The 22,182-nt window shown below is 43.5% G+C and carries 26 protein-coding genes and 1 pseudogene; all 27 read right to left on the bottom strand.

Annotation, left to right across the window (positions count from 1 at the left end):
- Positions 1-72: 72 nt before the first annotated feature.
- Positions 73-765: an FKBP-type peptidyl-prolyl cis-trans isomerase gene (locus FCL48_RS12330; protein ID WP_136872586.1), complete on the bottom strand. Its 693-nt coding sequence runs from the start codon at positions 763-765 to the stop codon at positions 73-75.
- Positions 766-969: 204 nt separating this feature from the next.
- Entirely contained in the window at positions 970-1,422 is a 453-nt protein-coding gene (locus FCL48_RS12325; protein ID WP_136872585.1) for a Smr/MutS family protein, read from the bottom strand.
- Positions 1,423-1,460: 38 nt separating this feature from the next.
- Entirely contained in the window at positions 1,461-3,647 is a 2,187-nt protein-coding gene (locus FCL48_RS12320) for a bifunctional (p)ppGpp synthetase/guanosine-3',5'-bis(diphosphate) 3'-pyrophosphohydrolase (protein WP_136872584.1), read from the bottom strand.
- 12 nt (positions 3,648-3,659) lie between these two features.
- Complete coding sequence (locus tag FCL48_RS12315; RefSeq protein WP_136872583.1) at positions 3,660-5,372, bottom strand: proline--tRNA ligase; 1,713 nt, start codon at positions 5,370-5,372, stop codon at positions 3,660-3,662.
- Positions 5,373-5,482: 110 nt separating this feature from the next.
- Positions 5,483-6,568, bottom strand: coding sequence for a flavodoxin-dependent (E)-4-hydroxy-3-methylbut-2-enyl-diphosphate synthase (gene ispG / locus FCL48_RS12310; protein WP_136872582.1), 1,086 nt, complete (start codon positions 6,566-6,568; stop codon positions 5,483-5,485).
- A 16-nt stretch (positions 6,569-6,584) separates the two neighbouring features.
- Positions 6,585-7,337 (bottom strand): tRNA (adenosine(37)-N6)-threonylcarbamoyltransferase complex dimerization subunit type 1 TsaB, encoded by a 753-nt coding sequence (tsaB, locus tag FCL48_RS12305; RefSeq protein WP_136872581.1) that lies wholly within the window; start codon positions 7,335-7,337, stop codon positions 6,585-6,587.
- Positions 7,337-8,410, bottom strand: a complete 1,074-nt coding sequence (gene rseP / locus FCL48_RS12300; RefSeq protein ID WP_136872580.1) for an RIP metalloprotease RseP — start codon at positions 8,408-8,410, stop codon at positions 7,337-7,339. Before rseP ends, tsaB begins: the two co-directional genes overlap by 1 nt.
- Before the next feature lie 42 nt (positions 8,411-8,452).
- The gene (locus FCL48_RS12295; RefSeq protein WP_136872579.1) at positions 8,453-9,607 is read right to left on the bottom strand and encodes a 1-deoxy-D-xylulose-5-phosphate reductoisomerase; all 1,155 of its coding nucleotides are present in this window, start codon (positions 9,605-9,607) and stop codon (positions 8,453-8,455) included.
- Positions 9,607-10,407: a phosphatidate cytidylyltransferase gene (locus FCL48_RS12290; RefSeq protein ID WP_136872578.1), complete on the bottom strand. Its 801-nt coding sequence runs from the start codon at positions 10,405-10,407 to the stop codon at positions 9,607-9,609. Before FCL48_RS12290 ends, FCL48_RS12295 begins: the two co-directional genes overlap by 1 nt.
- 3 nt (positions 10,408-10,410) lie before the next feature.
- Positions 10,411-11,157 carry an isoprenyl transferase gene (locus tag FCL48_RS12285; RefSeq protein WP_136872577.1) on the bottom strand — a complete coding sequence of 249 codons (747 nt, stop codon included), beginning with the start codon at positions 11,155-11,157 and terminating at the stop codon, positions 10,411-10,413.
- A 53-nt stretch (positions 11,158-11,210) separates the two neighbouring features.
- Positions 11,211-11,768 (bottom strand): ribosome recycling factor, encoded by a 558-nt coding sequence (gene frr / locus FCL48_RS12280; RefSeq protein ID WP_136872576.1) that lies wholly within the window; start codon positions 11,766-11,768, stop codon positions 11,211-11,213.
- A gap of 39 nt (positions 11,769-11,807) precedes the next feature.
- Complete coding sequence (pyrH, locus tag FCL48_RS12275; RefSeq protein WP_136872575.1) at positions 11,808-12,530, bottom strand: UMP kinase; 723 nt, start codon at positions 12,528-12,530, stop codon at positions 11,808-11,810.
- 86 nt (positions 12,531-12,616) lie between these two features.
- Positions 12,617-13,213, bottom strand: a complete 597-nt coding sequence (gene tsf / locus FCL48_RS12270; RefSeq protein ID WP_136872574.1) for a translation elongation factor Ts — start codon at positions 13,211-13,213, stop codon at positions 12,617-12,619.
- Between the two features lie 166 nt (positions 13,214-13,379).
- On the bottom strand, positions 13,380-14,153 hold the full coding sequence (rpsB, locus tag FCL48_RS12265) for a 30S ribosomal protein S2 (RefSeq protein WP_136872573.1): 774 nt from the start codon (positions 14,151-14,153) through the stop codon (positions 13,380-13,382).
- A gap of 200 nt (positions 14,154-14,353) precedes the next feature.
- A complete protein-coding gene (locus FCL48_RS12260) occupies positions 14,354-15,121 on the bottom strand; it encodes a YkgJ family cysteine cluster protein (RefSeq protein WP_240744831.1) in 768 nt (255 codons plus the stop codon).
- A 125-nt stretch (positions 15,122-15,246) separates the two neighbouring features.
- Positions 15,247-15,594 (bottom strand): annotated as a pseudogene (gene rplQ, locus FCL48_RS12255) (50S ribosomal protein L17); the annotation flags it as partial.
- Positions 15,595-15,664: 70 nt separating this feature from the next.
- Positions 15,665-16,705 carry a DNA-directed RNA polymerase subunit alpha gene (locus FCL48_RS12250; protein WP_136872571.1) on the bottom strand — a complete coding sequence of 347 codons (1,041 nt, stop codon included), beginning with the start codon at positions 16,703-16,705 and terminating at the stop codon, positions 15,665-15,667.
- Positions 16,706-16,851: 146 nt separating this feature from the next.
- A complete protein-coding gene (gene rpsD / locus FCL48_RS12245; protein WP_136872570.1) occupies positions 16,852-17,481 on the bottom strand; it encodes a 30S ribosomal protein S4 in 630 nt (209 codons plus the stop codon).
- A 50-nt stretch (positions 17,482-17,531) separates the two neighbouring features.
- Positions 17,532-17,912: a 30S ribosomal protein S11 gene (gene rpsK, locus FCL48_RS12240; RefSeq protein ID WP_136872569.1), complete on the bottom strand. Its 381-nt coding sequence runs from the start codon at positions 17,910-17,912 to the stop codon at positions 17,532-17,534.
- 24 nt (positions 17,913-17,936) lie between these two features.
- On the bottom strand, positions 17,937-18,302 hold the full coding sequence (gene rpsM / locus FCL48_RS12235) for a 30S ribosomal protein S13 (RefSeq protein WP_136872568.1): 366 nt from the start codon (positions 18,300-18,302) through the stop codon (positions 17,937-17,939).
- Positions 18,303-18,349: 47 nt separating this feature from the next.
- Positions 18,350-18,463 (bottom strand): 50S ribosomal protein L36, encoded by a 114-nt coding sequence (rpmJ, locus tag FCL48_RS12230; protein WP_136872567.1) that lies wholly within the window; start codon positions 18,461-18,463, stop codon positions 18,350-18,352.
- A gap of 14 nt (positions 18,464-18,477) precedes the next feature.
- Positions 18,478-18,714: a translation initiation factor IF-1 gene (infA, locus tag FCL48_RS12225; protein ID WP_035234762.1), complete on the bottom strand. Its 237-nt coding sequence runs from the start codon at positions 18,712-18,714 to the stop codon at positions 18,478-18,480.
- Between the two features lie 87 nt (positions 18,715-18,801).
- Positions 18,802-19,593 carry a type I methionyl aminopeptidase gene (map, locus tag FCL48_RS12220; RefSeq protein WP_256374287.1) on the bottom strand — a complete coding sequence of 264 codons (792 nt, stop codon included), beginning with the start codon at positions 19,591-19,593 and terminating at the stop codon, positions 18,802-18,804.
- 2 nt (positions 19,594-19,595) lie between these two features.
- Positions 19,596-20,900 carry a preprotein translocase subunit SecY gene (secY, locus tag FCL48_RS12215; protein ID WP_136872566.1) on the bottom strand — a complete coding sequence of 435 codons (1,305 nt, stop codon included), beginning with the start codon at positions 20,898-20,900 and terminating at the stop codon, positions 19,596-19,598.
- A gap of 63 nt (positions 20,901-20,963) precedes the next feature.
- Positions 20,964-21,407 (bottom strand): 50S ribosomal protein L15, encoded by a 444-nt coding sequence (gene rplO, locus FCL48_RS12210; RefSeq protein WP_136872565.1) that lies wholly within the window; start codon positions 21,405-21,407, stop codon positions 20,964-20,966.
- 1 nt (position 21,408) lies between these two features.
- A complete protein-coding gene (gene rpmD, locus FCL48_RS12205; RefSeq protein WP_136872564.1) occupies positions 21,409-21,591 on the bottom strand; it encodes a 50S ribosomal protein L30 in 183 nt (60 codons plus the stop codon).
- Positions 21,592-21,658: 67 nt separating this feature from the next.
- Complete coding sequence (gene rpsE, locus FCL48_RS12200; RefSeq protein WP_136872563.1) at positions 21,659-22,171, bottom strand: 30S ribosomal protein S5; 513 nt, start codon at positions 22,169-22,171, stop codon at positions 21,659-21,661.
- Between the last annotated feature and the right edge of the window lie 11 nt (positions 22,172-22,182).

Below are 22,182 nucleotides of genomic sequence, written 5' to 3'. Positions count from 1 at the left end.
CAGGCTCCCAACAAAAAAAGGCCCAACCGGAGTTGTTCTCCGACTGGGCCTTTTTTATTCCAAAACGTTTTCTTACTTTTTAACGATTTCCAAAAGCTCTACATCGAAAACCAGCACGGAGTTGGGCTGAATTCGGGGAGCAGCACCCTGTTCTCCATATGCAAGATCGGAAGGAATGGCCAGACGTAATTTACTTCCAGCATTCATCATCTGCAAAGCTTCAGCCCAGCCTTTAATAACCTGTCCAACCTGAAACTCCGCAGGCTCACCATGCTTTGCAGTGCTGTCAAACTCAGTGCCGTCTATCAGGGTTCCGACATATTCTACCTTCACTGTATCTTCGGCGGTAGCTTTGTCACCGGTTCCTTCTTTTATGACTTCATACTGCAAACCACTTTCGGTTACCATTACACCGGATTTTTTCTTATTTTCTTCAAGAAATGCTACACCTGCAGCAAGGTTTGCCGCTTTCATTTCTTCAAGTTGAGCCATTTGCTGTTTCTGCATTTTCTCAGCATATTCTTTTTTAACCGCAAGCATCTCTTCATCGGTCAATAAAGGCTTATCACCGTTATATGCCGCTTCAATACCAGACACAAGGAGATCTTTTTTGATATCTCCACCAGCTGCCTTAAAATAGCTGCCAACCTCAAAGCCCATACTGTAGCTTAATTTTTCCTCAAAGGTTTGCAAACCTTCTCCCTGAGAAACTACTGGAACAGTGAGACAGAGGCCCAGGACAGTGGATACAAAATATTTTTTCATTAAAATCTCCATTTAAAGGTTTAAAGTACTTCTCAGAAAAGCGACATTTTATCGCAAGATCAATTATAAAAAGAGGAGGAATAACAGCGCATGTTAAGTGCGTTGCAGATTGCTCTTATGTTTTTTATGTAAGAAATCAATCTGTATTATGACACTTTTCCCGGCTTCATTAACATTGAGTAGGGTAGCGCAGTTTACAACCTGTCAATTGAGAATCACCAGAGTAATTCCTCTGTTCCCCCGGTTCAGGTTTCTATCCAAAGCAAGCTCTGGAAAACGATTCAACTGTGCTTTAACAGGTGCTGCTCGTTTGTTGAAGTCTTCCCCGCAAATATAGTCCCGGATGTCATTTTTTATTTTCATGTATTCCAGTGTTTTGCGACATTCCTGGCGAATAATTCCACCTTTTCCACTGGAACCATAACCATGAATCAATGTCAGTACATGCACACCGTTTCTTTTCGCATCAGCTATGACTTCATTCATCCGATGAAGAGCAATATCCAGCACCGGTCGTCCAATCTCTAGATTCACCGTTTTCTTGCTAAAACGGCCAGATCCTACGGCCGGCTTCGATTCATTTTGGACGCCACAAAAAGGGCAGAGAGAAACACCGTCAAGAACCTCATTGCCACAGATTTCACAGATAAACTCCATGTTAATACCTTAATACGAAACAGACCATTACCTTTTTATTACAAACGACGTACTGTTATCACAGCACGAATCTGGCGTAAATGCTGCAAGATAACATTAAGATGATCAAGAGTTTCAACTTCAAGAGTAATGGTCATATGCGCCTGATCAGTAGGAGTGGTATGGGCTGAAATATCAACAATATTGGCATTATCACTGGAAATCGTTCCACTGATTTCTGCAAAAATGCCCCGTATATTTTCTGCTACAACATTAATGGTTACCCGGTAGGTTTTATCCGCAATACCAGACCATGATACATCAATCCAGCGTTTTGGATCAGAACTGAGCAGGTTCGGACAGTTTGCTTTATGCACAGATACCCCACGCCCCATTGTTATAAAACCAACGATGGCGTCCCCCGGCAGAGGACTGCAACACTGACTGACTTTAACCAGCATCCCATCAATACCGTCTATACGTACTCCGGCTTTCCCCTTATCCGGTTGCTGACTATGTTGGCTCACCATAAGGCTTGCCAACTCTTCCGGTGGCAGATGTTCTAGCTGCTGGGTATCATTTTCTTTTCTGAGTTCGGGTGGAACAAGCCCTTTGACAAGATTTTGTAAGGTGATTGTACCATTACCGACTTTCACCAGCAGGTCTTCAAGGGAATTACAACGAAGTTGTTTGAGAAGAAGACGAATATGGCCGCTCTTAATGATCTTTTTCAGAGAGGTATTATGCTTGCGTATCTCACGCTCGCAGATTTCGCGGCCAAGTTTTAGAGCTTTTTCTTTTTCTTCACGTCTGAGCCAGGAGCGAATTCGTGTTCTTGCCCGGCTGGTCTTGACCAGATCAAGCCAGCCTCTTCGAGGAAACTGAGTGGCTGAGGTGATAATTTCGACAATATCACCATTTTGCAACTGATACTTCAACGGCACATGACGACCACCGACCTTGGCACCAACGCATTTATCTCCAACTGCTGTATGGATAGAATAAGCAAAATCTATAGGACAACTACCAAGAGGAAATTCCTTCACCTCTCCTTTTGGAGTAAGGGCAAACACCTCAGGGTCATAAAGCTCACCGATTAAATTATCGAGGAACTCTCGTGGATCCTCAACTTCCTGCAGTGAGGTTACAAGTTTCTTCAGCTCACGAAAAAGCTTGGCATCCTTGTTCGACGCCTTTTGCCCTTCCTTATATGCCCAGTGAGCCGCAACACCTTCCTGTGCAATCAGGTCCATTTCATCGGTGCGGATCTGAATCTCGATAAAATGACCACGTGGCCCCACCACCGTTGTGTGCATAGACTGGTAATTATTTGCCTTTGGTACCGATATAAAATCTTTTATTCGGCCCGGCACAGGTGCCCAGTTGGCATGAATCGTGCCCAGGGCTTCATAACACTCGTTCACCGTTTCGACTATGATCCGAAAAGCAACTTTATCATACACCCTTTCCAAGGGAATATTCTGAGCGACCAGTTTTTTATAGATCGAATACAAGTGTTTTGGCCGGCCGATAATGCGCATAGGGACAATATTGCTTTCCCTAAGTTTTTCATGGAGAATTTCGATCACCTCGTCGACATACTGCTGTCGCTCATCCAGAGAACTTTCCATGGCATGGCTCAGCTCATAATGCTCTTCGGGATAAAGAAATTTAAAGGCGTGATCTTCAAGCTCTCTTTTGAGCCAGTCAATTCCAAGACGAGAGGCCAGTGGAGCATAGATATCCATGGTTTCTCTGGCGATATAGAGCTGCTCCTCCCGGTCAACCATATCCAGGAGAAACATATCCAGCAGCCTGTCTATCAAACGCACCAGTAACACTCTGACATCAGAAGCAATTGCCAGGAGCATTTTTCTTAAATTTTCCGCCTGGCTTGCAAGCTGGGAATTATAGGCAACCTCGTTTATCCGGGTGGTACCGTCAACAATTACCGCAACATCTTCTCCAAATTTCTTTGCAATCTCTTCAAAGGTAACCCCGGCCTTAAAAACTCCATGGAGCAGTCCCGCGAGTATTGTCTCAAGATCAAGCTGCATTGAAGCAAGGGTGGAAGCTACCTCAAGCAAGTGAAGAACATACAACTCACCCGAAAAATGCCTGCGCCCTTCATGGGCCTTGGTAATTAACTCCCAGGCTTCATCAATCTTTGATAAATCCTCGTCATGCAGATAATTGCTGACCAGGACTTTCAACCCGTTTGGATTAATGGTTGCTAAATTTGTCATAACATTTTCAGCTTATGAACTTAGGGCACTGCTGATTCTTTTTTTAAGAACTGTAACAAGACTCTCCGGAGTCATCTCTTCGACATCGCCGGTTTTCCTGTTTTTTACTTCAACCTGACCACTTTTTACAAAGCCCTTGCCAACGTTAACTCTAAAAGGTATGCCCAGAAGATCTGCATCTTTAAACTTAAACCCGGGTCTTTCATCCCGATCATCGAGTAATACCTCGATCCCAGCCTTCTGCAAATCTCCATACAACTTTTCAGCCGCATCGGTAATAACCTTGTCATTTACACCCAGATTAAGCACGACAACACTAAAAGGTGCCAGAGGAATAGGAAAAATTATGCCATTTTCATCATGATTCTGCTCGATTGCTGCAGCGACCACACGGGTAACACCAACCCCGTAACAACCCATGACAAAATGCTTTTCTTTCCCATGCTGATCCTGAAAGGTTGCATTCATCGACTCTGAATAACCTGTACCCAGTTTAAATACATGACCGACCTCAATGCCTTCAGTCGTTGCCAACTGCCCGCCACATTCAGGACAGGGGTCTGCAGTTGTTATCTGACGAAGATCTCCTATAGCCTCAATAGTGCAGTCCCGGTCCAGATTGACATTTTTGAGATGAAAATTTTTCTCATTGGCACCAACATAAAAATTTTCCATGCTGGCAACTTCCTGATCAGCCACTACTTTTATTTTGATTCCAACAGGTCCAAGGTAACCGGTTGGAACACCGGTAGCATCAAAGACCTCCTTATCATCTGCCAGCTCTACATCGGCGGCACCAAGGAGATTTTTAAGTTTGACCTCCTCTACATCACGGTCCCCACGAACAAGCACGGCAACGGGTACGCCATCAGCCTTAAACACCATGGTTTTAACAAGTTTGGAAGCCTCTATACCAAGAAACTCACACACCGCCTCAACCTTTCTTTTTCCTGGTGTTTCAATTTTTTCTAGCTCCGCCATCGGCTCAACCCGTTCTTTTGGAGCCACAACAACAGCTGCTTTTTCCATATTGGCAGCGAATTCGCAGTTCTTGCAGATCACGATAGTATCTTCACCGGTCTTTGCCAGCACCATGAATTCATGGGAGAAACTTCCGCCTATTGAGCCGGAATCAGCCTGAACCGCACGAAATTCAAGACCACATCGTGTAAAGATCCGTTTATATGCATCATACATCTTCTGATAAGAAAGACTGGCCGCCTCGTCACTCACATCAAAGGAGTAGGCGTCTTTCATAACAAATTCCCGTCCCCGCATGAGGCCGAAACGTGGACGAATTTCATCCCGGAATTTAGTTTGGATCTGATAGAGATTGATCGGAAGATCCCGATAGGAATGCAGTTCCTTTCTGGCAATATCAGTAATGACTTCTTCGTGGGTTGGTCCAAGGCATGATTCCCGGTTGTGGCGATCATGAAAACGAAGGAGTTCGGGACCATATTTTTTATAGCGCCCGGTTTCTACCCAGAGATCTGCAGGTTGAACCATAGGCATAAGCAACTCCTGGGCGCCGGCCCGGTTCATCTCCTCACGAACGATATTCTCAACCTTACGAATGGCCGCAAGTCCTAAAGGAAGATAGGAGTAGACACCTGCCGTCAGTTTACGGATAAATCCGGCACGTAGCATAAGCCTATGACTGATAACTTCGGCTTCTGCCGGGGTTTCTTTGAGCGTGGGTATAAGGGTTTTTGAATAACGCATAAATTTATATTGTTCTATGAGGGTTCATCTTACGAAAATATCATTGTCGAGAATACTGTTGGGAAAACATGTCGGCCAGCACCTGTGTAAGGATCTGGCGTCACCATATTTTAACAGTTATTCAATGCCTCTTTATCCATCTTCTTTAATTCCGCCATAAAGACAGCCATGAGCTCATTTTCATCAACCTTTTTCCAGATCTTGCCTTTTTTGAAAATGATTCCAACGCCGTTACCACCGGCAACCCCTATATCCGCCTGCTTCGCCTCACCTGGTCCGTTGACGACACATCCCATTACAGCAACTTTTAGAGGTGAAACCATAGTCTGAACAAATCGCTCAACCTCTTCTGCAAGACCAAACAGATCTATCTTCGTTCTGCCACAGGTAGGACAAGAGATGAGTTCGGGGCCGCGTTCACGAATTTTCAGAGATCGCAACAACTCAAAGCCCACTCGGATTTCTTCAACCGGATCACGGGTAAGAGAAATTCTAAGGGTATCACCTATTCCCTGACTGAGAAGAATCCCAAGGGCAACGCTTGATTTGACAGTTCCCGCAATCAGGCCACCGGCTTCTGTTACGCCAAGGTGCAGGGGGTAATCAATGGCTTTTGAGATCTGCTGATAGCTGCTGATAGTCGTTAACACATCGGAAGACTTGATGGAAATTTTAATATCGGTCAGGCCATATTTTTCTACCAGGCGAACATTTCGAAGAGCACTCTCGATCAGGGCAGTGGTATTTTCAGGAGATGGATACCCATGTTTTTTCAGCAGGTCTTTTTCAATGGAACCACTGTTAACACCAACACGAATGGATACTTTGTGCATGCGAGCAGCTTCAACCACCTGCTTGGTCTTTTCCTCTCCCCCAAGGTTGCCCGGATTGATACGAATGCAATCTGCTCCATTTTCCATGGAGGCAATGGCCAGCCGATAATCAAAATGAATATCGGCGATGAGGGGAATCGAAATCTGGTCCTGAATAGCTTTAATGGCTGTCGCTGCCTCCAGATCAAGAACCGCAACCCGAACAATATCGCAGCCAGCGGCTTCAAGACGTTTTATCTGAGCTACCGTCTCAGAAACCTTGGCAGTGTCGGTGTTAGTCATCGACTGCACGGCAATAGGCGCACCTCCACCAACGGGCACCGAACCAACCATAATTTTATGGGTCTGTCGCCTAATAATCATGATGCTATCATGTACGCTACTGAGCAACCGGCTTTTCGATTAAAGCCAGAGCCCGCTGCTTCTTCTGAAGGTTAAGTTCCGCATCCGAACTTCTTACGTACAACGGAACAGCGCTATCTATACTTAAAACATTACCAGCCAGGAGACGTTCTCCACACATCAGACCAAGGGTTGCCGCCGAAGGTTCATGCTGCTCTGAACTGCCAATGAAAAAGTTTTCTGCCAACTCCTGCTCAAACAACTCTCTGTACGCCACCGCACCATCACCCACCATTAGTACCGGCTCTTTTATTGCTGCTGCGAGAGCTGTCGGACTATAGGCTACAATCTCACTTACCCTCGTTGGATAGCCGTTATGGTCTGCTTTATAAAACGCTGCGTAAACCTCTTTTTTTCTCGCATCGACGACAGAGCAGACAAGTCGCTCGGTTATACAAGCCGATGCCAGAACATCCAAGGTCGAAATACCCAGGAGTTGAAGCCCGGCACCAGTAGCCAACCCTTTGGCTGTGGCCATCCCGATTCTTAGCCCGGTAAAGCTTCCCGGGCCAACACTGGTACCAATACCATGAATATCTGCCCAGCAAATCTCAACCTGCTGCATTAGCCAGTCGATGCCGGTCAACAGGCGTCTGGAGTGAGTGACGTTAGAGGAAAGGCTAAGAGAAGCAACAACCTTACCGGTATTCCTCGTACCTCTGGTGATGGCAATTCCGGTTGCAGCTGTTGCGGTATCAATTGCAAGTATAACTGGACTCTCTAGCTCCATTAATGAAACAACCTGGCTATATCATTATAAAACACAAAAACCATCAATGTGCCCAGAAGCCCCATACCAACCTGCTGGGCGACGATCTGCGCCCTTTCCGCAACCGGTTTTCTCCGTAACCCTTCAAGCGTTAGAAAGACAAGGTGTCCACCATCAAGAACCGGAATTGGCAGGAGATTGAGAATACCAAGATTGACACTGAGCAGACCCATAAAATAAATGAGATTAATCCAGCCAGCCCGCATCTGCTCTCCTGCTATCTGGGCGATGAGAATGGGTCCACCGAGTTCGGATGCTGGAACGACCCTTTGAAATATCTTAACGAAACCCATCACCGTCAGCTCAATATACATCCAGGTCTGAAGAACCGCATTTTTTACAGCACTGATTACCCCGACACTTTCATAGGTAAAATCATCGCTTTTGACTATGCCGATCATGTACCGCTGCTCTACGTCTTCTCCAAAGACATTTTTCACGGTATCAATTGCGGGAGTCACATGAACTGTCTGCTCACCGCCATTTCTTTGAACAACAATCTCTATCTCGTTTCCTTCGCTTTCCTTGACACTTTCCAACACATCCATCCAGCCAAGTGTCTTGTTCTTATTGATCTCAAGGATAATATCTCCCTGTTGCAAGCCGCTCTTATCCGCGGGGGAATCAGCAGTAATTTTCCCAATAGTGGTCGAGTCCATTGAGGTCGGAACACCAACAAAGGCAAAGACCATAAAAAAAAGAAAAACGGAAAAGAAAAGATTAAAGACCGGTCCCGCAAGGACAATTGCAAATCGCTGCAGCACACTTTTATGGGCAAAAGAGGCATCTTTGTCCTCACTGCTCATTTCTTTTTCATCGGGGTTCTCCCCAAACATCTTCACAAAACCGCCTAATGGAATTGCAGAGATGACATAATCCGTATCACCAATTTTTTTGCCGCCAATCCGTGGGCCAAACCCAAGAGAAAATTTTAAGACACGCACACCAAACAGTTTGGCAAAGAGAAAATGACCAAGCTCGTGGACAAAAATTAAAAGTCCAAGAACGAGTATAAAAGAGAACATAGTATTCATAAGCCAATATCTTATATTAAGTTAATTGAAGTGAAGATTCGTTTAACAACCAATTATTCTGGCTGCTTCTTTTCTGGCTAAAATATCAGCCTCAAGAATATCTTCAAGGCAGTTTTCATCACCATCAATAACAATATCCATTGTTTTGGCAACTGTCTCCGCAATTTGCAGAAAACTTATCTTTCCAGCCAAAAATGCCTCCACTGCAATTTCGTTGGCACTGTTCATCACAGCTGGCAAGGTTCCACCGCTTGCAATGGCATCAAATGCAAGCCGCAATGCTGGAAAACATTCGTAATCTGGCTCTATAAATTCTAACTGACCGCAGCTTGAAAGATTGAGCGGTGTAAGCCCTAACTCCATACGCTCTGGATAGGACAGTGCGTAGGCAATAGGGATGCGCATATCTGGTATGCCCAGTTGGGCGATGACGGACCCATCTAAGTATTCGACCAGAGAATGGACAATGGACTGGGGGTGTACGACTACATCAATGGCATCAGTGGATACGTTAAAGAGCCACCTCGCCTCAATCACCTCAAGTCCCTTGTTCATCAAAGTGGCAGAATCGATTGATATTTTACGCCCCATACTCCAATTTGGGTGATTCAAAGCCTGTTCAGGTGTAACTGAGAGCAACTCATTATATTTTCTTCCGCGAAAAGGGCCGCCCGAGGCTGTCAGGATAATCTTCTTCAGATCATCCCTTCGTCCGGCTTCAAGGGCCTGAAAGATGGCAGAATGCTCAGAATCCACAGGTAATAATTTAACACCTGAACTCTTGACGCCATCCATTACTATCTTCCCTGCCATGACCAGGGTCTCTTTATTGGCAAGACCAATATCTTTTCCGGCTTTTATCGCAGCTAGAGTTGGCAGAAGACCTGCGGCTCCGACAATTGCGGAAATGGTAATCTCGGTTCCCGTGGCTGCGGCTACCAGTTCATTGCCCTTTACCCCAAAGTAGATACGATCTTTATAGAATGACGGCAGGAGCTCAGCAAGGCCCTGGGCACGGCGTTCATCAATTACAGAGACAAGCTCAGGAGTAAACTCAAGGACCTGCTGAGCAAGAAGTTCTATATTTGTTCCGGCGGCAAGGGCCACAATCTTAAAACGATCGGGATACTGTCTTACAACCTCAAGAACATTTACACCAATCGAACCTGTCGACCCCAGCAAGGAAACACCTTTCATTAAACCACCGAAAAGATAAGAAAATAATAGAGAACTGGAGCGACAAACAACAGAGAATCCACCCGATCAAGAATGCCACCGTGCCCGGCAAGGCAGTTACCTGAATCTTTTGTTCCTGTGCCTCTTTTGATTATAGATTCCGTCAAATCCCCGGCGATACCAACACATGTCAAAAATACTGTCGCTATAATCAGAGAAAAGTAGTTGACAGCTGGTAGAAGCAGAACGGCAAAACCAATGGAACCAAGGAGTGCACAACAAATTCCACCAATCGCCCCTTCTACAGTCTTATTTGGACTTATATTGGGACAGAGCTTTCTTTTTCCAAATTTTTTCCCGGCGAAATAGGCCCCGCTGTCCGATGATGCGGTTATAGCTGTAGCAATAAGTATCCAGCTTGCCCCTTCCGGCAAAACCCGAAGAAGCAGAAGATGCCCTCCCAGCACTCCCACATAAAAAATACCGAACACCAGGCGGCAAAGCAGAGAATAACTGTTATCAAGCCGTCTATAACGGTAGAGAAAATAGCTTACAGCTAAAGAGAATGAAACGAGAGAGGCAGGAAACAAAAGGCCCTGAGCAGGTTGCAGACAAAGGACAATACTTGGAAAGGTGACAATCAGGCCAAGAATACAGCGGTCTAAAGGGCTTAAAAAGGTTGAAAACGCCATGCGCAGATATTCGTCGGCACCGATAAATACTATTGCAACGATAACGAGGTTAAAGAAAGACACCGACCCAACGAGCAATAACAACAGCCATAAACCTGCAATCAACAACCCGGGTACGATACGTTTCATATTCTACTCTTTAATCACCTGCTCACCTGTTTTACCAAACCTTCTTTGCCGCTGTTGAAAGTCAGCAATCGCGTTGAGATACACATCTTTTCGAAAATCAGGCCACATAACGCCGGTAAAATATATCTCAGCGTAGGAAAGTTGCCAAAGCAGAAAGTTAGAAAGCCGAGCTTCCCCTCCCGTTCGTATGAGCAGATCAGGATCAGGCATACCACATGTGTCAAGAGATTGCGAAATATCATCATCGCAAAGGGATTGCACATCTAAATCTCCGCTAACACACCTTTGGCTAATTTTTTTTACGGCACGAACTATTTCGTCCCTTCCTCCGTAACTCAGAGCAAGGTTGAGAGTAAGTTTTCTATTATTTTCAGTAGCCTTTATAACGGACTGGAGAGATTTGCGTACAGCATCAGGAAGTCTGGTCTGATCACCAATTGAGACGAGACGGATACCGTTTTTTTGCATTTTAGGTAACTCCGACTCAAGGTAGTGCTTTAATATAGACATTAAACCACTCACTTCCTGTTCCGGACGACGCCAATTCTCCGAAGAGAATGCATAGAGAGTGAGAAATTCAATTCCAAGTTCCCCACTAACCTCAACGATTTCCTGTACAGAGGTCGCACCAGCTTTATGTCCAAAGAGTCGTGGCTTTCTCTTTTTCTGAGCCCAGCGTCCATTGCCATCCATGATGATGGCAACATGGCGTGGAAGACGATTCAAATCAACTTCTATAGACTCACTCATATTGTATTTAACACAGTAAAAAGAGGTGCATCAATTAACAGCGACAAAAAGATCTAAACTTCCATAACCTCTTTTTCTTTCAACGCGGTAGCTTCGTCAATTTTTTTAATATGGGCATCAGTTTCAGCCTGCGCCTCATCCTGAAATTTAAAAAGATCGTCTTCAGAGATTTCTTTATCTTTTTTAGCCTTTTTAAGAGTCTCAAGGGCATCACGACGAACATTTCGAACAGCCACACGAAATTCCTCTGCAACCTTTTTCACCTGCTTGACCAGTTCCTTGCGTCTTTCTTCGGTGAGCATTGGAATATTTAGGCGTATTGTCTTTCCATCCCCGACAGGGTTGAGACCGATATCTGATTTAAGGATTGCTTTTTCAATGGCTGGAAGCATTTGTGGATCCCAAGGCTGGATAGCAATCATCCTGCTCTCAGGAATAGTTAACGTTCCCACCTGATTCAACGGCATGACGCTGCCATAGGCATCAACGGTTATTCCATCAAGAATTGCAAGAGAAGCTCTTCCCGTGCGAACCTTAGATAATTCCACACGAAAAGCATCAACACTTTTTTCCATTTTCAGAGACATCTCTAAAATCACATCGCTCATCATATCACCCTATTTGAGTAAAATATCAATAATTATAGTCCTCTACTTTGAAGTAATTATCGTTCCTACATTATCGCCAATTGCGGCTTTCTTAATGTTACCGACAACCCCCATATTCAAGACCATAATAGGCAGGTTGTCCTCTTTAGCGAGTGCAATGCCAGCTGCATCCATAACCCGTAATCCTTTTCTCAATACCTCATCGTAGGTGAGAGAATCATATTTTACCGCATCGCTGTGAATCATGGGATCTTTATCATAAACACCATCAACCTTCGTTGCTTTAATGACAACATCCGCATCTATCTCAAGAGCACGAAGTACTCCAGCCGAATCGGTGGTAAAATAGGGATTTCCTGTTCCTGCAGCAAAAATCACAACACGTCCTTTTTCAAGGTGCCTTGTAGCCCGTCGTCGTATATATGGTTCTGAAACGGACTGCATGGGAATTGCTGACATCACCCGGGTAATGACACCGTGTCTCTCCAGCGCATCCTGCATGGCAAGGCTATTCATAACGGTTGCCAGCATTCCCATATTGTCCGCAGTGGTTCTATCCATCCCCTTACTGGCGCCTGCAACACCTCTGAAGATGTTTCCTGCACCAATAACGACACCCAGCTCAACGCCTGCGGCTACAACTTCCTTAATCTCTGAAGCGACAAATTCGAGAACACCGGTATTGATTCCGTAGGAATCCTCTCCCATCAATGCTTCACCACTGAGTTTGAGTAGAATCCGTTTGTATTTCAAGTTCCCTGACATAGTGTCTTTCCTTTTATGTGAAATTATATGGAAACAGAGATAATAGTTAGGGGTGGTTATCACAACCACCCCTGAAAAACAAGAATTTACTCTACACCAACCTGAAAACGCGCAAAGCGTTTTATGGAGATATTCTCGCCCATTTTTCCAACTAGTTCATTAAGTAGATCCTGAACAGTTAAATCGGGGTTCTTTACATATTTCTGTTCGAGAAGTGCTACTTCTGCAAGAAACTTTTCGATTTTACCCGTTACCATCTTCTCAGCAATATTTTGAGGTTTACCGGAATCGATAGCCTGCTGAATAAAAATCGCCTTTTCCCGCTCAACCATTTCTGCGGGGACATCTTCTCTTGAAATAGCTGCAGGGTTTACCGCTGCAATGTGCATAGCGATGTCCTTTGCAAAAGCTCGAAAATCTTCATTTTTTGCAACGAAATCAGTCTCACAACCGAGTTCGACCATAACACCCAGGTTCCCTCCGGCATGGATGTAGGTTTCAATACATCCCTCGCTTGTAGCACGTCCTGCTCTTTTTGCAGCAACGGCGAGACCCTTCTGGCGAAGCAGGTCAACCGCTTTTTCCATATCTCCCTTGGTCTCGTTGAGGGCTTTTTTACAATCCATCATTCCAGCCTGGGTCTTATCACGCAGATCCTTTACCATCTTAGCGGTAATTTCCATGGTAAATCTCCTTTTTACTTACATTGGATATCAATAAGAATTCTGCAGGTTATTTGCCTGCAAACATTCATGTCACTCTACATATGAAAAAGGGGCGGTCGCACGACAGCCCCTCTTCACATAGTACTTCCTAAAACCGGCATAAAACCGATACAATTACATTCTTTTACTCTGCACTACCCGCTTCTTCAACCATATCCTGACCAGCATCGCCCATGGCTGCAGCCACTGCTTCCTCAGAAGCATCATCACCATCACGCATCGCCTGTCCGGCGAGAACTGCCTCAGCAATATGGTGGCTTAAGAGTCGAATGGAACGAATCGCGTCATCGTTGCCTGGGATAACAAAATCAATATTATCGGGGTCACAGTTGGTATCAGTAACTGCTACAACTGGTATACCTAACTTAATGGCCTCATTGACTGCGATACTCTCCTTACGAGGGTCAACCATGAAGATTACCGAAGGAACACTCTTCATATCTTTGATACCGCCAACATTACGCTCTAGTTTGATTCTCTCTTTTTCCATAAGCAGTATTTCTTTTTTTGGAAAACGATTGATAGAACCATCTGCCTGCATGTTTTCAATAGCCTTTAACCGATCAATACTATTACGAATAGTTTGAAAATTGGTAAGCATACCACCAAGCCAGCGGTGATCAACATAGAATTGACCGCATCTGCGGGCTTCCTCATTTATAATACCCTGAGCTTGGCGTTTGGTACCGACAAAAAGGATAGTTCCACCTTTTTTCACTTGCTCAGTAATATAATTACAGGCCTTATCGTACAATTTTTTGGTGACATCAAGATTGATGATGTAGATACCATTACGAGGTCCATAAATATACTGCTTCATTTTTGGATTCCAACGTCTGGTTTGGTGTCCAAAGTGAACACCGGCCTGTAACATGTCTTTAATAGTAGCGTTTGCCATGATTTTCTCCTTCTGGTTATTCCTCCATCTTCTGTAATCAACTGGATCGTTTGAGATCTAGTCAACACCAGAACTACTCGAAGATGTGTGTTATAGTAATCGAGACTCCATCAGTCCCATAGATAAAACGAACAACATCGTCTATTACCACGACTTAAAACAATTTGCAAGAATTCTTCCAACACAATGATTATGAACTGCTATCTAATCTGAAGGGATGATTTTCCTGTGAGAATGTGTTTCAACCATTCAAAACCAAATTTCATAAGTTCGCTGTCTTCTTTTTTGATACGATTTTTAAAATCTTTGGCTAATTTAAATTGTTCAAACAGCTTGTGGATATTACAGAATCGGCGAAACCCGTCAATATTATAGCACACCATAAAGGCAAGCTGCTGCTTTTCCCTACCTGAACCTTCACCTTTCCAAGGGTTATCCCTGAAAAGCATATCAATCTCAGCCCATAGCCCATTCATCATGTTATAGTCATGAAGTTGCTGGGAACGAATCCATTTATTCACATCCATTTCTTTTGGTTCATTATGGCCAAGGCAATAACTGTGATCGGTTAAAAAATAGAGATCCTTTATCGTAGAACGTTCACTTGAACCAATAACACCCCGCTCGAGTGGGTAAGTACGGCAGGCCGAAGGCCGGTTGGAATATACAGTACATCCTTGTTTGGAAAGAAATGGGCATGACGACTCTACATCATCTTTAAGCTTAAGCTTTACCGTGGGAAAAAACGGGTTATCTCCTTTTACAAGAAACGTGTGGCTGCGTATAAAATCTTCAGAATCGAGGGAAAGGTGGTTTTTTATTCTGATGATGTCATAGGGATAGAGAGTCAGATTAACATTCTTGCAGCAAACCGTAAAACAGGCAACTCTTGGGTGACAGTCAAAATTAAAAGTGGCCGTACCTATTGCTTCCCCAGCTATTCGGTCCTGTATGTTGTCATTCGTCACATCAACCTCCAGAAGTTGTGAAAAAAAAAGCTGGTAAGAGCGAAATGCTCTCACCAGCTTTTACTAACTGACTTTTGTTCAGGTTATTCCTCGGTTACAGGAACCTCGATCACTTCCTCATAACCAACAAGCTCGAGTATTGCCATTTCAGCGGCATCACCTTTTCTAACACCAGTTTTAATGATCCGAGTGTAACCACCTTTCCGATCATCAAACTTATCTTTTATTTCTGTAAAGAGTTTTTCAACAACGTCCTTACTACGAATAAAACTGAGTGCCTGACGTCGTGCGTGTAAATCACCACGTTTACCTAAGGTGATCATCTTCTCAGCTATTGGACGAGCTTCCTTAGCTTTTTCCGTAGTAGTTACTATACGCTCATGTTGTAAAAGGGAAGTAACCATATTTCGGAACATTGCAATTCTGTGTGAACTGTTCCGTCCCAATCTTCTACCGGAGTATTTATGTCTCATTTTTTTTCCTCAACTACTACACAAAACTAAAGTAAGTATATCAGTTTTATAAAATTAAAGTTATCTGAGATCAGGCTTCTTCTTTATCAGATCTTTCATTGGGGGGTACCCAATTCTCGAATTTCATACCGAGGCTGAGATCCATCTCAGAAAGAAGTGCTTTTATCTCATTTAGTGACTTACGACCAAAATTTTTCGTCTTAAGCATTTCCTGATCCGATTTCTGTGCCAGATCGCCAATAAAATTAATATCGGCGTTTTTCAAACAGTTGGCTGAACGGACAGATAACTCAAGATCCTCGACAGGCTTATCCAGATATGGGTTGAGAGGCTCTAAATCAGCCTTAGCATCAACTTTTACTTCAGGTTCAGCCCTTTCTTCATCGAAATTAATAAATATAGTTAACTGCTCTTTTAATATTTTACCTGCATATGCCAAAGCATTCTCAGGCTTAAGGCTGCCATCAGTTTCAATCTCAATGGTGAGCTTATCGTAATCGGTCTGCTGACCCACACGAGCCTGTGATGTGACATACTGAATCTTTTTAATGGGAGTAAAGATAGCATCAATTGGAATTTGACCAATTGTAAGATTTTCTTTATCCATTTTTTCGGCAGGTTGATACCCCTTGCCCCATTCAACAGTTAATTCGGCATGAAAGGTGATGGCTCCTGTTATCGTGCAAATGACAGCATCAGGATTCATCACTTCAACGTAACCACCAGGAATTATATCTCCTGCGGTAACAACACCAGGTCCGGTTTTGTTGATGGTTACTTTTTGTGAATCACGGCAGTTCATCTTTAACCGAACCTGCTTCAGGTTCAGAATGATTTCACTCACATCTTCCATGATATCTTTCATGGAGGTGAACTCATGCAAGGCACCTTCAATCTTTACCGTGGTAATCGCAACACCCTGAATAGAAGAGAGAAGGATTCTTCTAAGAGAGTTTCCAATCGTTGTAGCGAAACCCCTTTCAAGCGGTTGACAAACAAACTTACCATAAGTGTCAGTGTGTCTGCTTTGATCTACCTCTAACTTTTCAGGTTTGATCAGCTCGTGCCAATTACGGTGAAATGGTATTTTTTCGTCGGCAACTTGAGTCATAGATTTCCTTTTACGCGCTGTAAAGACCCTTAAAAGTGTTTACAGCAGATATTTTACTCTTTTTTAGGATAAAGCTTTTTGTTCTGTTAAAAATAAGTGTTGCGCTGTACAACGATACAACGCAATCACTAGTACATCGACAAATTTTACTTGGAGTAAAGTTCGACGATAAGCTGTTCCTGCATAGGCATAGTCAACTCTTCTCTGTTTGGCAGAGCTTTGACTACAGCCTTGTAGTTATCCTTGTCTAATTCCAACCAACTGGGAACACCACGTCTAACAACTGCCTCAAGATTTTCGTTAACTGCAGCATTAGCACGACTCTTTTGTTTGAGTGTAATGATATCATTCACTGAAACTTGAAAAGATGGGATATTCACCTTCTTACCATTAATAAGAACATGATTGTGTCGAACCAACTGACGGGCTTGATTTCTCGATGATGCAAAACCAATTCTAAAGATGGTATTATCGAGCCTTCTTTCAAGGAGTACGAGAAGATTTTCGCCGGTTACGCCTTTTTGGCTCTCAGCTTTCTGAAAATAGAGACGGAACTGGCTTTCAAGCATACCGTACATGCTTTTAACCTTCTGTTTTTCCCTTAACTGGATGGCATAGTCAGATTGCTTTTTAAATCTAGATTGTCCGTGCTGACCGGGACCAAAAGCCCTCCGCTCGAAAGAACATTTGTCGGAGTAACAGCGATCACCTTTGAGGTACAATTTTAAATTTTCTCTTCTGCATCGACGGCATGCAGCACCAATATTTCTAGCCAACGTGGGCCTCCATTCTAATTAGAATTCTATAATTTTAAAACAAAAAGCCGTTAAACTCTACGGCGCTTTGGAGGTTTACAACCATTGTGAGGAATAGGTGTTACATCGTAAATTTTACTCACCTCAAGCCCGGTGGTGATGAGCGCTCTAAGAGCTGCCTCTCTACCTGGCCCTGGTCCTTTCACTTTAACCTCAACTTTTCTCATACCACAATCTGTGGCTTTTTTGGCGGCATCGGCCAGCGCGTTTTGGGCAGCAAAGGGGGTGCTTTTGCGAGACCCTTTAAAACCAAGAACACCAGCACTGCACCACGATACTACGTTACCCTGCTTGTCTGAAATCGTAACGATAGTATTATTAAAGGTGGAATAGATAAAGACAACACCTTCAGGTATGTTCTTTTTCACCTTTTTCTTTTTTGAAACAGCCATATTCTACACCTGTATATAGTTCAATTACTTGCGACGGCCCGCACCCTTACGCGGACCTTTTCGAGTACGTGCATTTGTCTTGGTCTTCTGACCACGAACCGGAAGACCCATGCGATGCCTACGACCACGATAGCAGCCAGAATCAGTTAGACGTTTGATATCCATAGAAACTTCTCTACGACGATCACCTTCAACGACGTATTCGTCTTCGAGTACCTTTCTGATTCTGTTTACATCGTCACCATCAAGATCGTCACTATTCATAGTGTACGGGAGGTCAACTTTGTCTAAAATGTTTCTTGCTGAGGTTAGGCCTATACCGTGGATATAGGTTAACGCTCGATCCATATGTTTATTTTTTGGAAGGTCAATTCCTGCTATACGTGCCAAGACATATCTCCTTAAGAGAAGTAGGTTAAATTAGCGGTAAAAGTGCTTTATCCCTGCCTCTGTTTATGTTTTTTAATTTTACAGGAAACGCGAACGACACCGTTACGTTTGAATATTTTACAATCACTACACATTTTTTTTACAGATGCGCGTACTTTCATGATGAACGAACTCTCTATTTTTTCTTTTTGGCATTTTTCGCCCGAAATGTAACCCTACCCCTTGTCAAATCGTAAGGAGAGAGTTCTATAGTCACCCTATCACCAGGTAGTATTTTAATAAAATGCATACGCATCTTTCCTGAGATATGAGCGAGGACCTTATGACCGTTATCTAATTCAACACGAAACATTGCATTAGGTAGCGGCTCAATAATAGTACCTTCAACTTCAATAGCTTCTTCTTTTGCCATGGTATTCCTGGAGGATCATAGTTTCAATTAAAAACGGATCAATATACAGCATTTCTTCCGATAAGAGAAGATTTTTTTTTGGATCTGTTAATTTCCCCAGGAACTTAGTACCAGAGGGCCCTTTTCTGTAACTGCCACAGAATGTTCAAAATGAGCTGATGGTTTTTTATCAGCGGTAATAACTGTCCACCCGTCTCGCAGTACTTTGACTTTGGATGTTCCTAAATTAACCATCGGTTCAATAGCCAAAACCATTCCAGGCATTAACCTGGGGGTTCTTTCCCCCTGATAAAAATTAGGAATTTCAGGCGCCTCATGGAGAGACCGCCCAATACCATGACCTACGAATTGCCGGACAATTGAAAAACCGTTGCCTTCAGCGCACTTCTGAACCGCCTGGGAAATATCAGAAATTCTATTTCCAACAACAGCTTGCTCAATGCCTTTTTCAAGCGATTCTTGTGTAACTTTTACTAATCTACTAATATCTTCCCTAACAGTTCCTACTTCTACAGTTATGGCTGAGTCACCGTAAAATCCATTGTATAGAACTCCAAAATCAACCGAGATGATATCTCCCTTCTTCAATTTTCGTTTCCTAGAAGGTATACCATGTACAACCTCTTCATTAATAGAAACGCAAAGTGATCCTGGAAAACCTCTGTATCCCTTGAATGCTGGTTGTGATTTTTTCGAAAGACAGAATTCTTCTGCAATCTTATCTAAATCCCATGTCGTAATACCGGGTTCGACATTTTTTTTTACCAACTGAAGAGTTTGAGCAACAATCTGATTGGCTTCCTGCATGACCAGGATATCATTTGGAGATTTGATAAGGATAGATTTTTTATCCTTATCAACTCCTTCCGAACCAGTCACCTTTATTTTCTTCCTTTAATCTTACCCTGCTTCATAAAACCTTCGTAATTCCTCATGTGAAGGTGCGACTCAATCTGCGAAATTGTATCGATCCCAACTCCGACTACAATGAGTAGGGCAGTACCACCAAAGAAAAAGGGAATATTAAACTGTTGAATAAGTAAGGTCGGTAACACACAAACAGCACTAAGATATATTGCACCGACTACCGTTAGCCTGGTCAGCACTTTATCTATAAACTCAGCAGTCCTTTTGCCAGGACGGATACCTGGAATAAAACCGCCGTTCTTCTTTAAATTTTCAGCGACATCGTCGGGCTTGAATGTTACTGCTGTGTAAAAGAAGCAGAAAAAAACAATCATACCTATATAACAGATGTAATAATAAACGGTGCCTGGTGACATGGCAGCGGAAACTCTCTGCACCCAATCAATCTGGATAAAACTTCCAATAGTTGCTGGAAACATCATAATTGAAGAAGCAAAAATCGGTGGTATAACCCCGGAGACGTTTATTTTCAGGGGCAGATGTGAGCTTTGACCACCATATACTTTCCTACCAACGACTCTTTTAGCGTACTGAATCGGTATCCGTCGCTGAGAGGTTTCGAAAAACACGATAATGGCTACGACTGCGAACATAAACAATACTAAAAATGGCACAAAGAACATTGGAATCTCGCCTGCCTGAACCAGCTGAATTGAGTTAACAATTGCAGCAGGCCCACGTGCTACGATACCCGCAAAAATGATCAGGGAAATACCATTTCCGATACCTCTCTCCGTCATCTGCTCACCTAGCCACATTATAAAAGCTGTGCCTGAGGTTAGGGTTAGCATGGTCATAAGCTGGAATTGGATCCCAGGTTGAAGGACAATCGCCTCTCCCCCGGGTCCTGTCATTCCTTGTAGACCTGTCGCTATAAATGTTCCCTGAATGACACTCAATACTACGGTCCCGTATCGAGTGTACTGGGTAATTTTTCTATTTCCAGCCTGACCTTCTTTCTTGAGCGCCTCAAGCTGGGGAATTACAACGGTAAGGAGTTGAATGATAATAGACGCACTGATGTAAGGCATAATACCAAGTGCAAAAATGGAGAAATTCTCTAAGGCACCACCCGAAAACATATTGAACATACCAAAGAGTGTTCCAGCATTTTGATTAAAAAATGCTGATAATGCCTCTCCATTAATCCCTGGTGTTGGAATTTGAACTCCAATCCGGTAAACAGCCAGCATGATGAGCGTAAAAAAAACTCTCCTACGTAGCTCCGGAATATTTGCAGCACTCTGCAATCCACTCATTAATCGTACCTATAGCCTTTCAAAAAATATTAAGTGTCAAGGTCTTTACAAAAAGTCGTATTCTTATTCTATAATTTTAAGAGTACCACCAGCAGCTTCAATTTGTGCTTTTGCACTTGCAGATGCTTTGTTTACCTCTACGGTTAATGCAGTTTTAAGCTCCCCGTTTGCGAGAACCTTGACAAGATTGTTCTTTTTAACAAATCCTGCAGCAACGAGTGCGTCTACAGTAACAACAGAGTCCTTTTCAAAAGAATCAAGCTGACTCAAAGAAACAAGAGAATACTCAGCTTTGAATATATTGGTAAAACCTCTTTTGGGTAGACGTCTTTGAAGTGGCATCTGACCGCCTTCAAAGCCTGGCTTAACTCCGGATCCAGATCTTGCTTTAAAACCCTTATGACCTCGACCGGCAGTTTTACCGTGTCCACTACCTGGTCCACGACCAAGTCTTTTAACCTGCTTGGTGGAGCCTTCTTTAGGAGAAAGATTACCTAACGTTAACATGCTATATCTCCTCTACTTTTACAAGATGCGATACTTTTTTGAGCATACCACGAATCTCTGCGGTATCTTTTCTTGTGATTTTCTTGTTCATTTTGGTGAGCCCAAGCCCTGTCAGGGTTGCATTGATTTTTTTAGTACTCCCAATGCCACTCTTAACGAGAGTAAATGTAATTGTCTCGGCCATCTGACTACCTTCTATTATATTATTACTCAACCCCCTGTCTAATTTTCCTAGACCAGGTTAGCTGAAATTATGCTGTAATTTCTTCTACTGTTTTTCCACGTAAATCGGCAATACTTTGAGCTGTACGCAGTTGCTTAAGCCCTTCTAACGTTGCCTTAACCATATTATGAGGATTATGAGAGCCAAGGCACTTGGTTAATACGTTAGACACGCCAGCTGCTTCCAGGACGGCACGTACAGGACCACCTGCAATAAGACCCGTACCGGCAGATGCTGGCTTGAGCAGCACTTTTCCAGCTCCGAAATGTCCAGTAACCTGATGGGGAATCGATACATCGGTTAAAGAGACATCGAACATGCTTTTGCGCGCTTTCTCAACACCTTTACGTATTGCGTCAGGTACTTGATTTGCTTTGCCCAGACCATAGCCAACTTTACCATTGCCATCACCTACGACAATAATTGCGCTAAAGCTGAATCTACGACCACCCTTTACAACCTTTGCTACACGGTTGATGAAAACAATCTTTTCAATCAGTTCCTCAGTAGCAACACTTTTGGAACGCTTAAAATCAGACAAGGGGCACCCCC

The sequence above is a fragment of the Desulforhopalus sp. IMCC35007 genome (assembly GCF_005116575.1).
GTDB lineage: Bacteria > Desulfobacterota > Desulfobulbia > Desulfobulbales > Desulfocapsaceae > Desulforhopalus_A.
This window is presented reverse-complemented; position numbering and strand designations above follow the sequence as displayed.

Bases quoted from the DNA above. Each gene is read 5' to 3' on its own strand.
- FCL48_RS12330 (WP_136872586.1), bottom strand. From the start codon at position 765: ATGAAAAAATATTTTGTATCCACTGTCCTGGGCCTCTGTCTCACTGTT.
- FCL48_RS12325 (WP_136872585.1), bottom strand. From the start codon at position 1,422: ATGGAGTTTATCTGTGAAATCTGTGGCAATGAGGTTCTTGACGGTGTT.
- FCL48_RS12320 (WP_136872584.1), bottom strand. From the start codon at position 3,647: ATGACAAATTTAGCAACCATTAATCCAAACGGGTTGAAAGTCCTGGTC.
- FCL48_RS12315 (WP_136872583.1), bottom strand. From the start codon at position 5,372: ATGCGTTATTCAAAAACCCTTATACCCACGCTCAAAGAAACCCCGGCA.
- ispG (WP_136872582.1), bottom strand. From the start codon at position 6,568: ATGATTATTAGGCGACAGACCCATAAAATTATGGTTGGTTCGGTGCCC.
- tsaB (WP_136872581.1), bottom strand. From the start codon at position 7,337: ATGGAGCTAGAGAGTCCAGTTATACTTGCAATTGATACCGCAACAGCT.
- rseP (WP_136872580.1), bottom strand. From the start codon at position 8,410: ATGAATACTATGTTCTCTTTTATACTCGTTCTTGGACTTTTAATTTTT.
- FCL48_RS12295 (WP_136872579.1), bottom strand. From the start codon at position 9,607: ATGAAAGGTGTTTCCTTGCTGGGGTCGACAGGTTCGATTGGTGTAAAT.
- FCL48_RS12290 (WP_136872578.1), bottom strand. From the start codon at position 10,407: ATGAAACGTATCGTACCCGGGTTGTTGATTGCAGGTTTATGGCTGTTG.
- FCL48_RS12285 (WP_136872577.1), bottom strand. From the start codon at position 11,157: ATGAGTGAGTCTATAGAAGTTGATTTGAATCGTCTTCCACGCCATGTT.
- frr (WP_136872576.1), bottom strand. From the start codon at position 11,768: ATGATGAGCGATGTGATTTTAGAGATGTCTCTGAAAATGGAAAAAAGT.
- pyrH (WP_136872575.1), bottom strand. From the start codon at position 12,530: ATGTCAGGGAACTTGAAATACAAACGGATTCTACTCAAACTCAGTGGT.
- tsf (WP_136872574.1), bottom strand. From the start codon at position 13,213: ATGGAAATTACCGCTAAGATGGTAAAGGATCTGCGTGATAAGACCCAG.
- rpsB (WP_136872573.1), bottom strand. From the start codon at position 14,153: ATGGCAAACGCTACTATTAAAGACATGTTACAGGCCGGTGTTCACTTT.
- FCL48_RS12250 (WP_136872571.1), bottom strand. From the start codon at position 16,705: ATGACTCAAGTTGCCGACGAAAAAATACCATTTCACCGTAATTGGCAC.
- rpsK (WP_136872569.1), bottom strand. From the start codon at position 17,912: ATGGCTGTTTCAAAAAAGAAAAAGGTGAAAAAGAACATACCTGAAGGT.
- rpmJ (WP_136872567.1), bottom strand. From the start codon at position 18,463: ATGAAAGTACGCGCATCTGTAAAAAAAATGTGTAGTGATTGTAAAATA.
- infA (WP_035234762.1), bottom strand. From the start codon at position 18,714: ATGGCAAAAGAAGAAGCTATTGAAGTTGAAGGTACTATTATTGAGCCG.
- secY (WP_136872566.1), bottom strand. From the start codon at position 20,900: ATGAGTGGATTGCAGAGTGCTGCAAATATTCCGGAGCTACGTAGGAGA.
- rplO (WP_136872565.1), bottom strand. From the start codon at position 21,407: ATGTTAACGTTAGGTAATCTTTCTCCTAAAGAAGGCTCCACCAAGCAG.
- rpmD (WP_136872564.1), bottom strand. From the start codon at position 21,591: ATGGCCGAGACAATTACATTTACTCTCGTTAAGAGTGGCATTGGGAGT.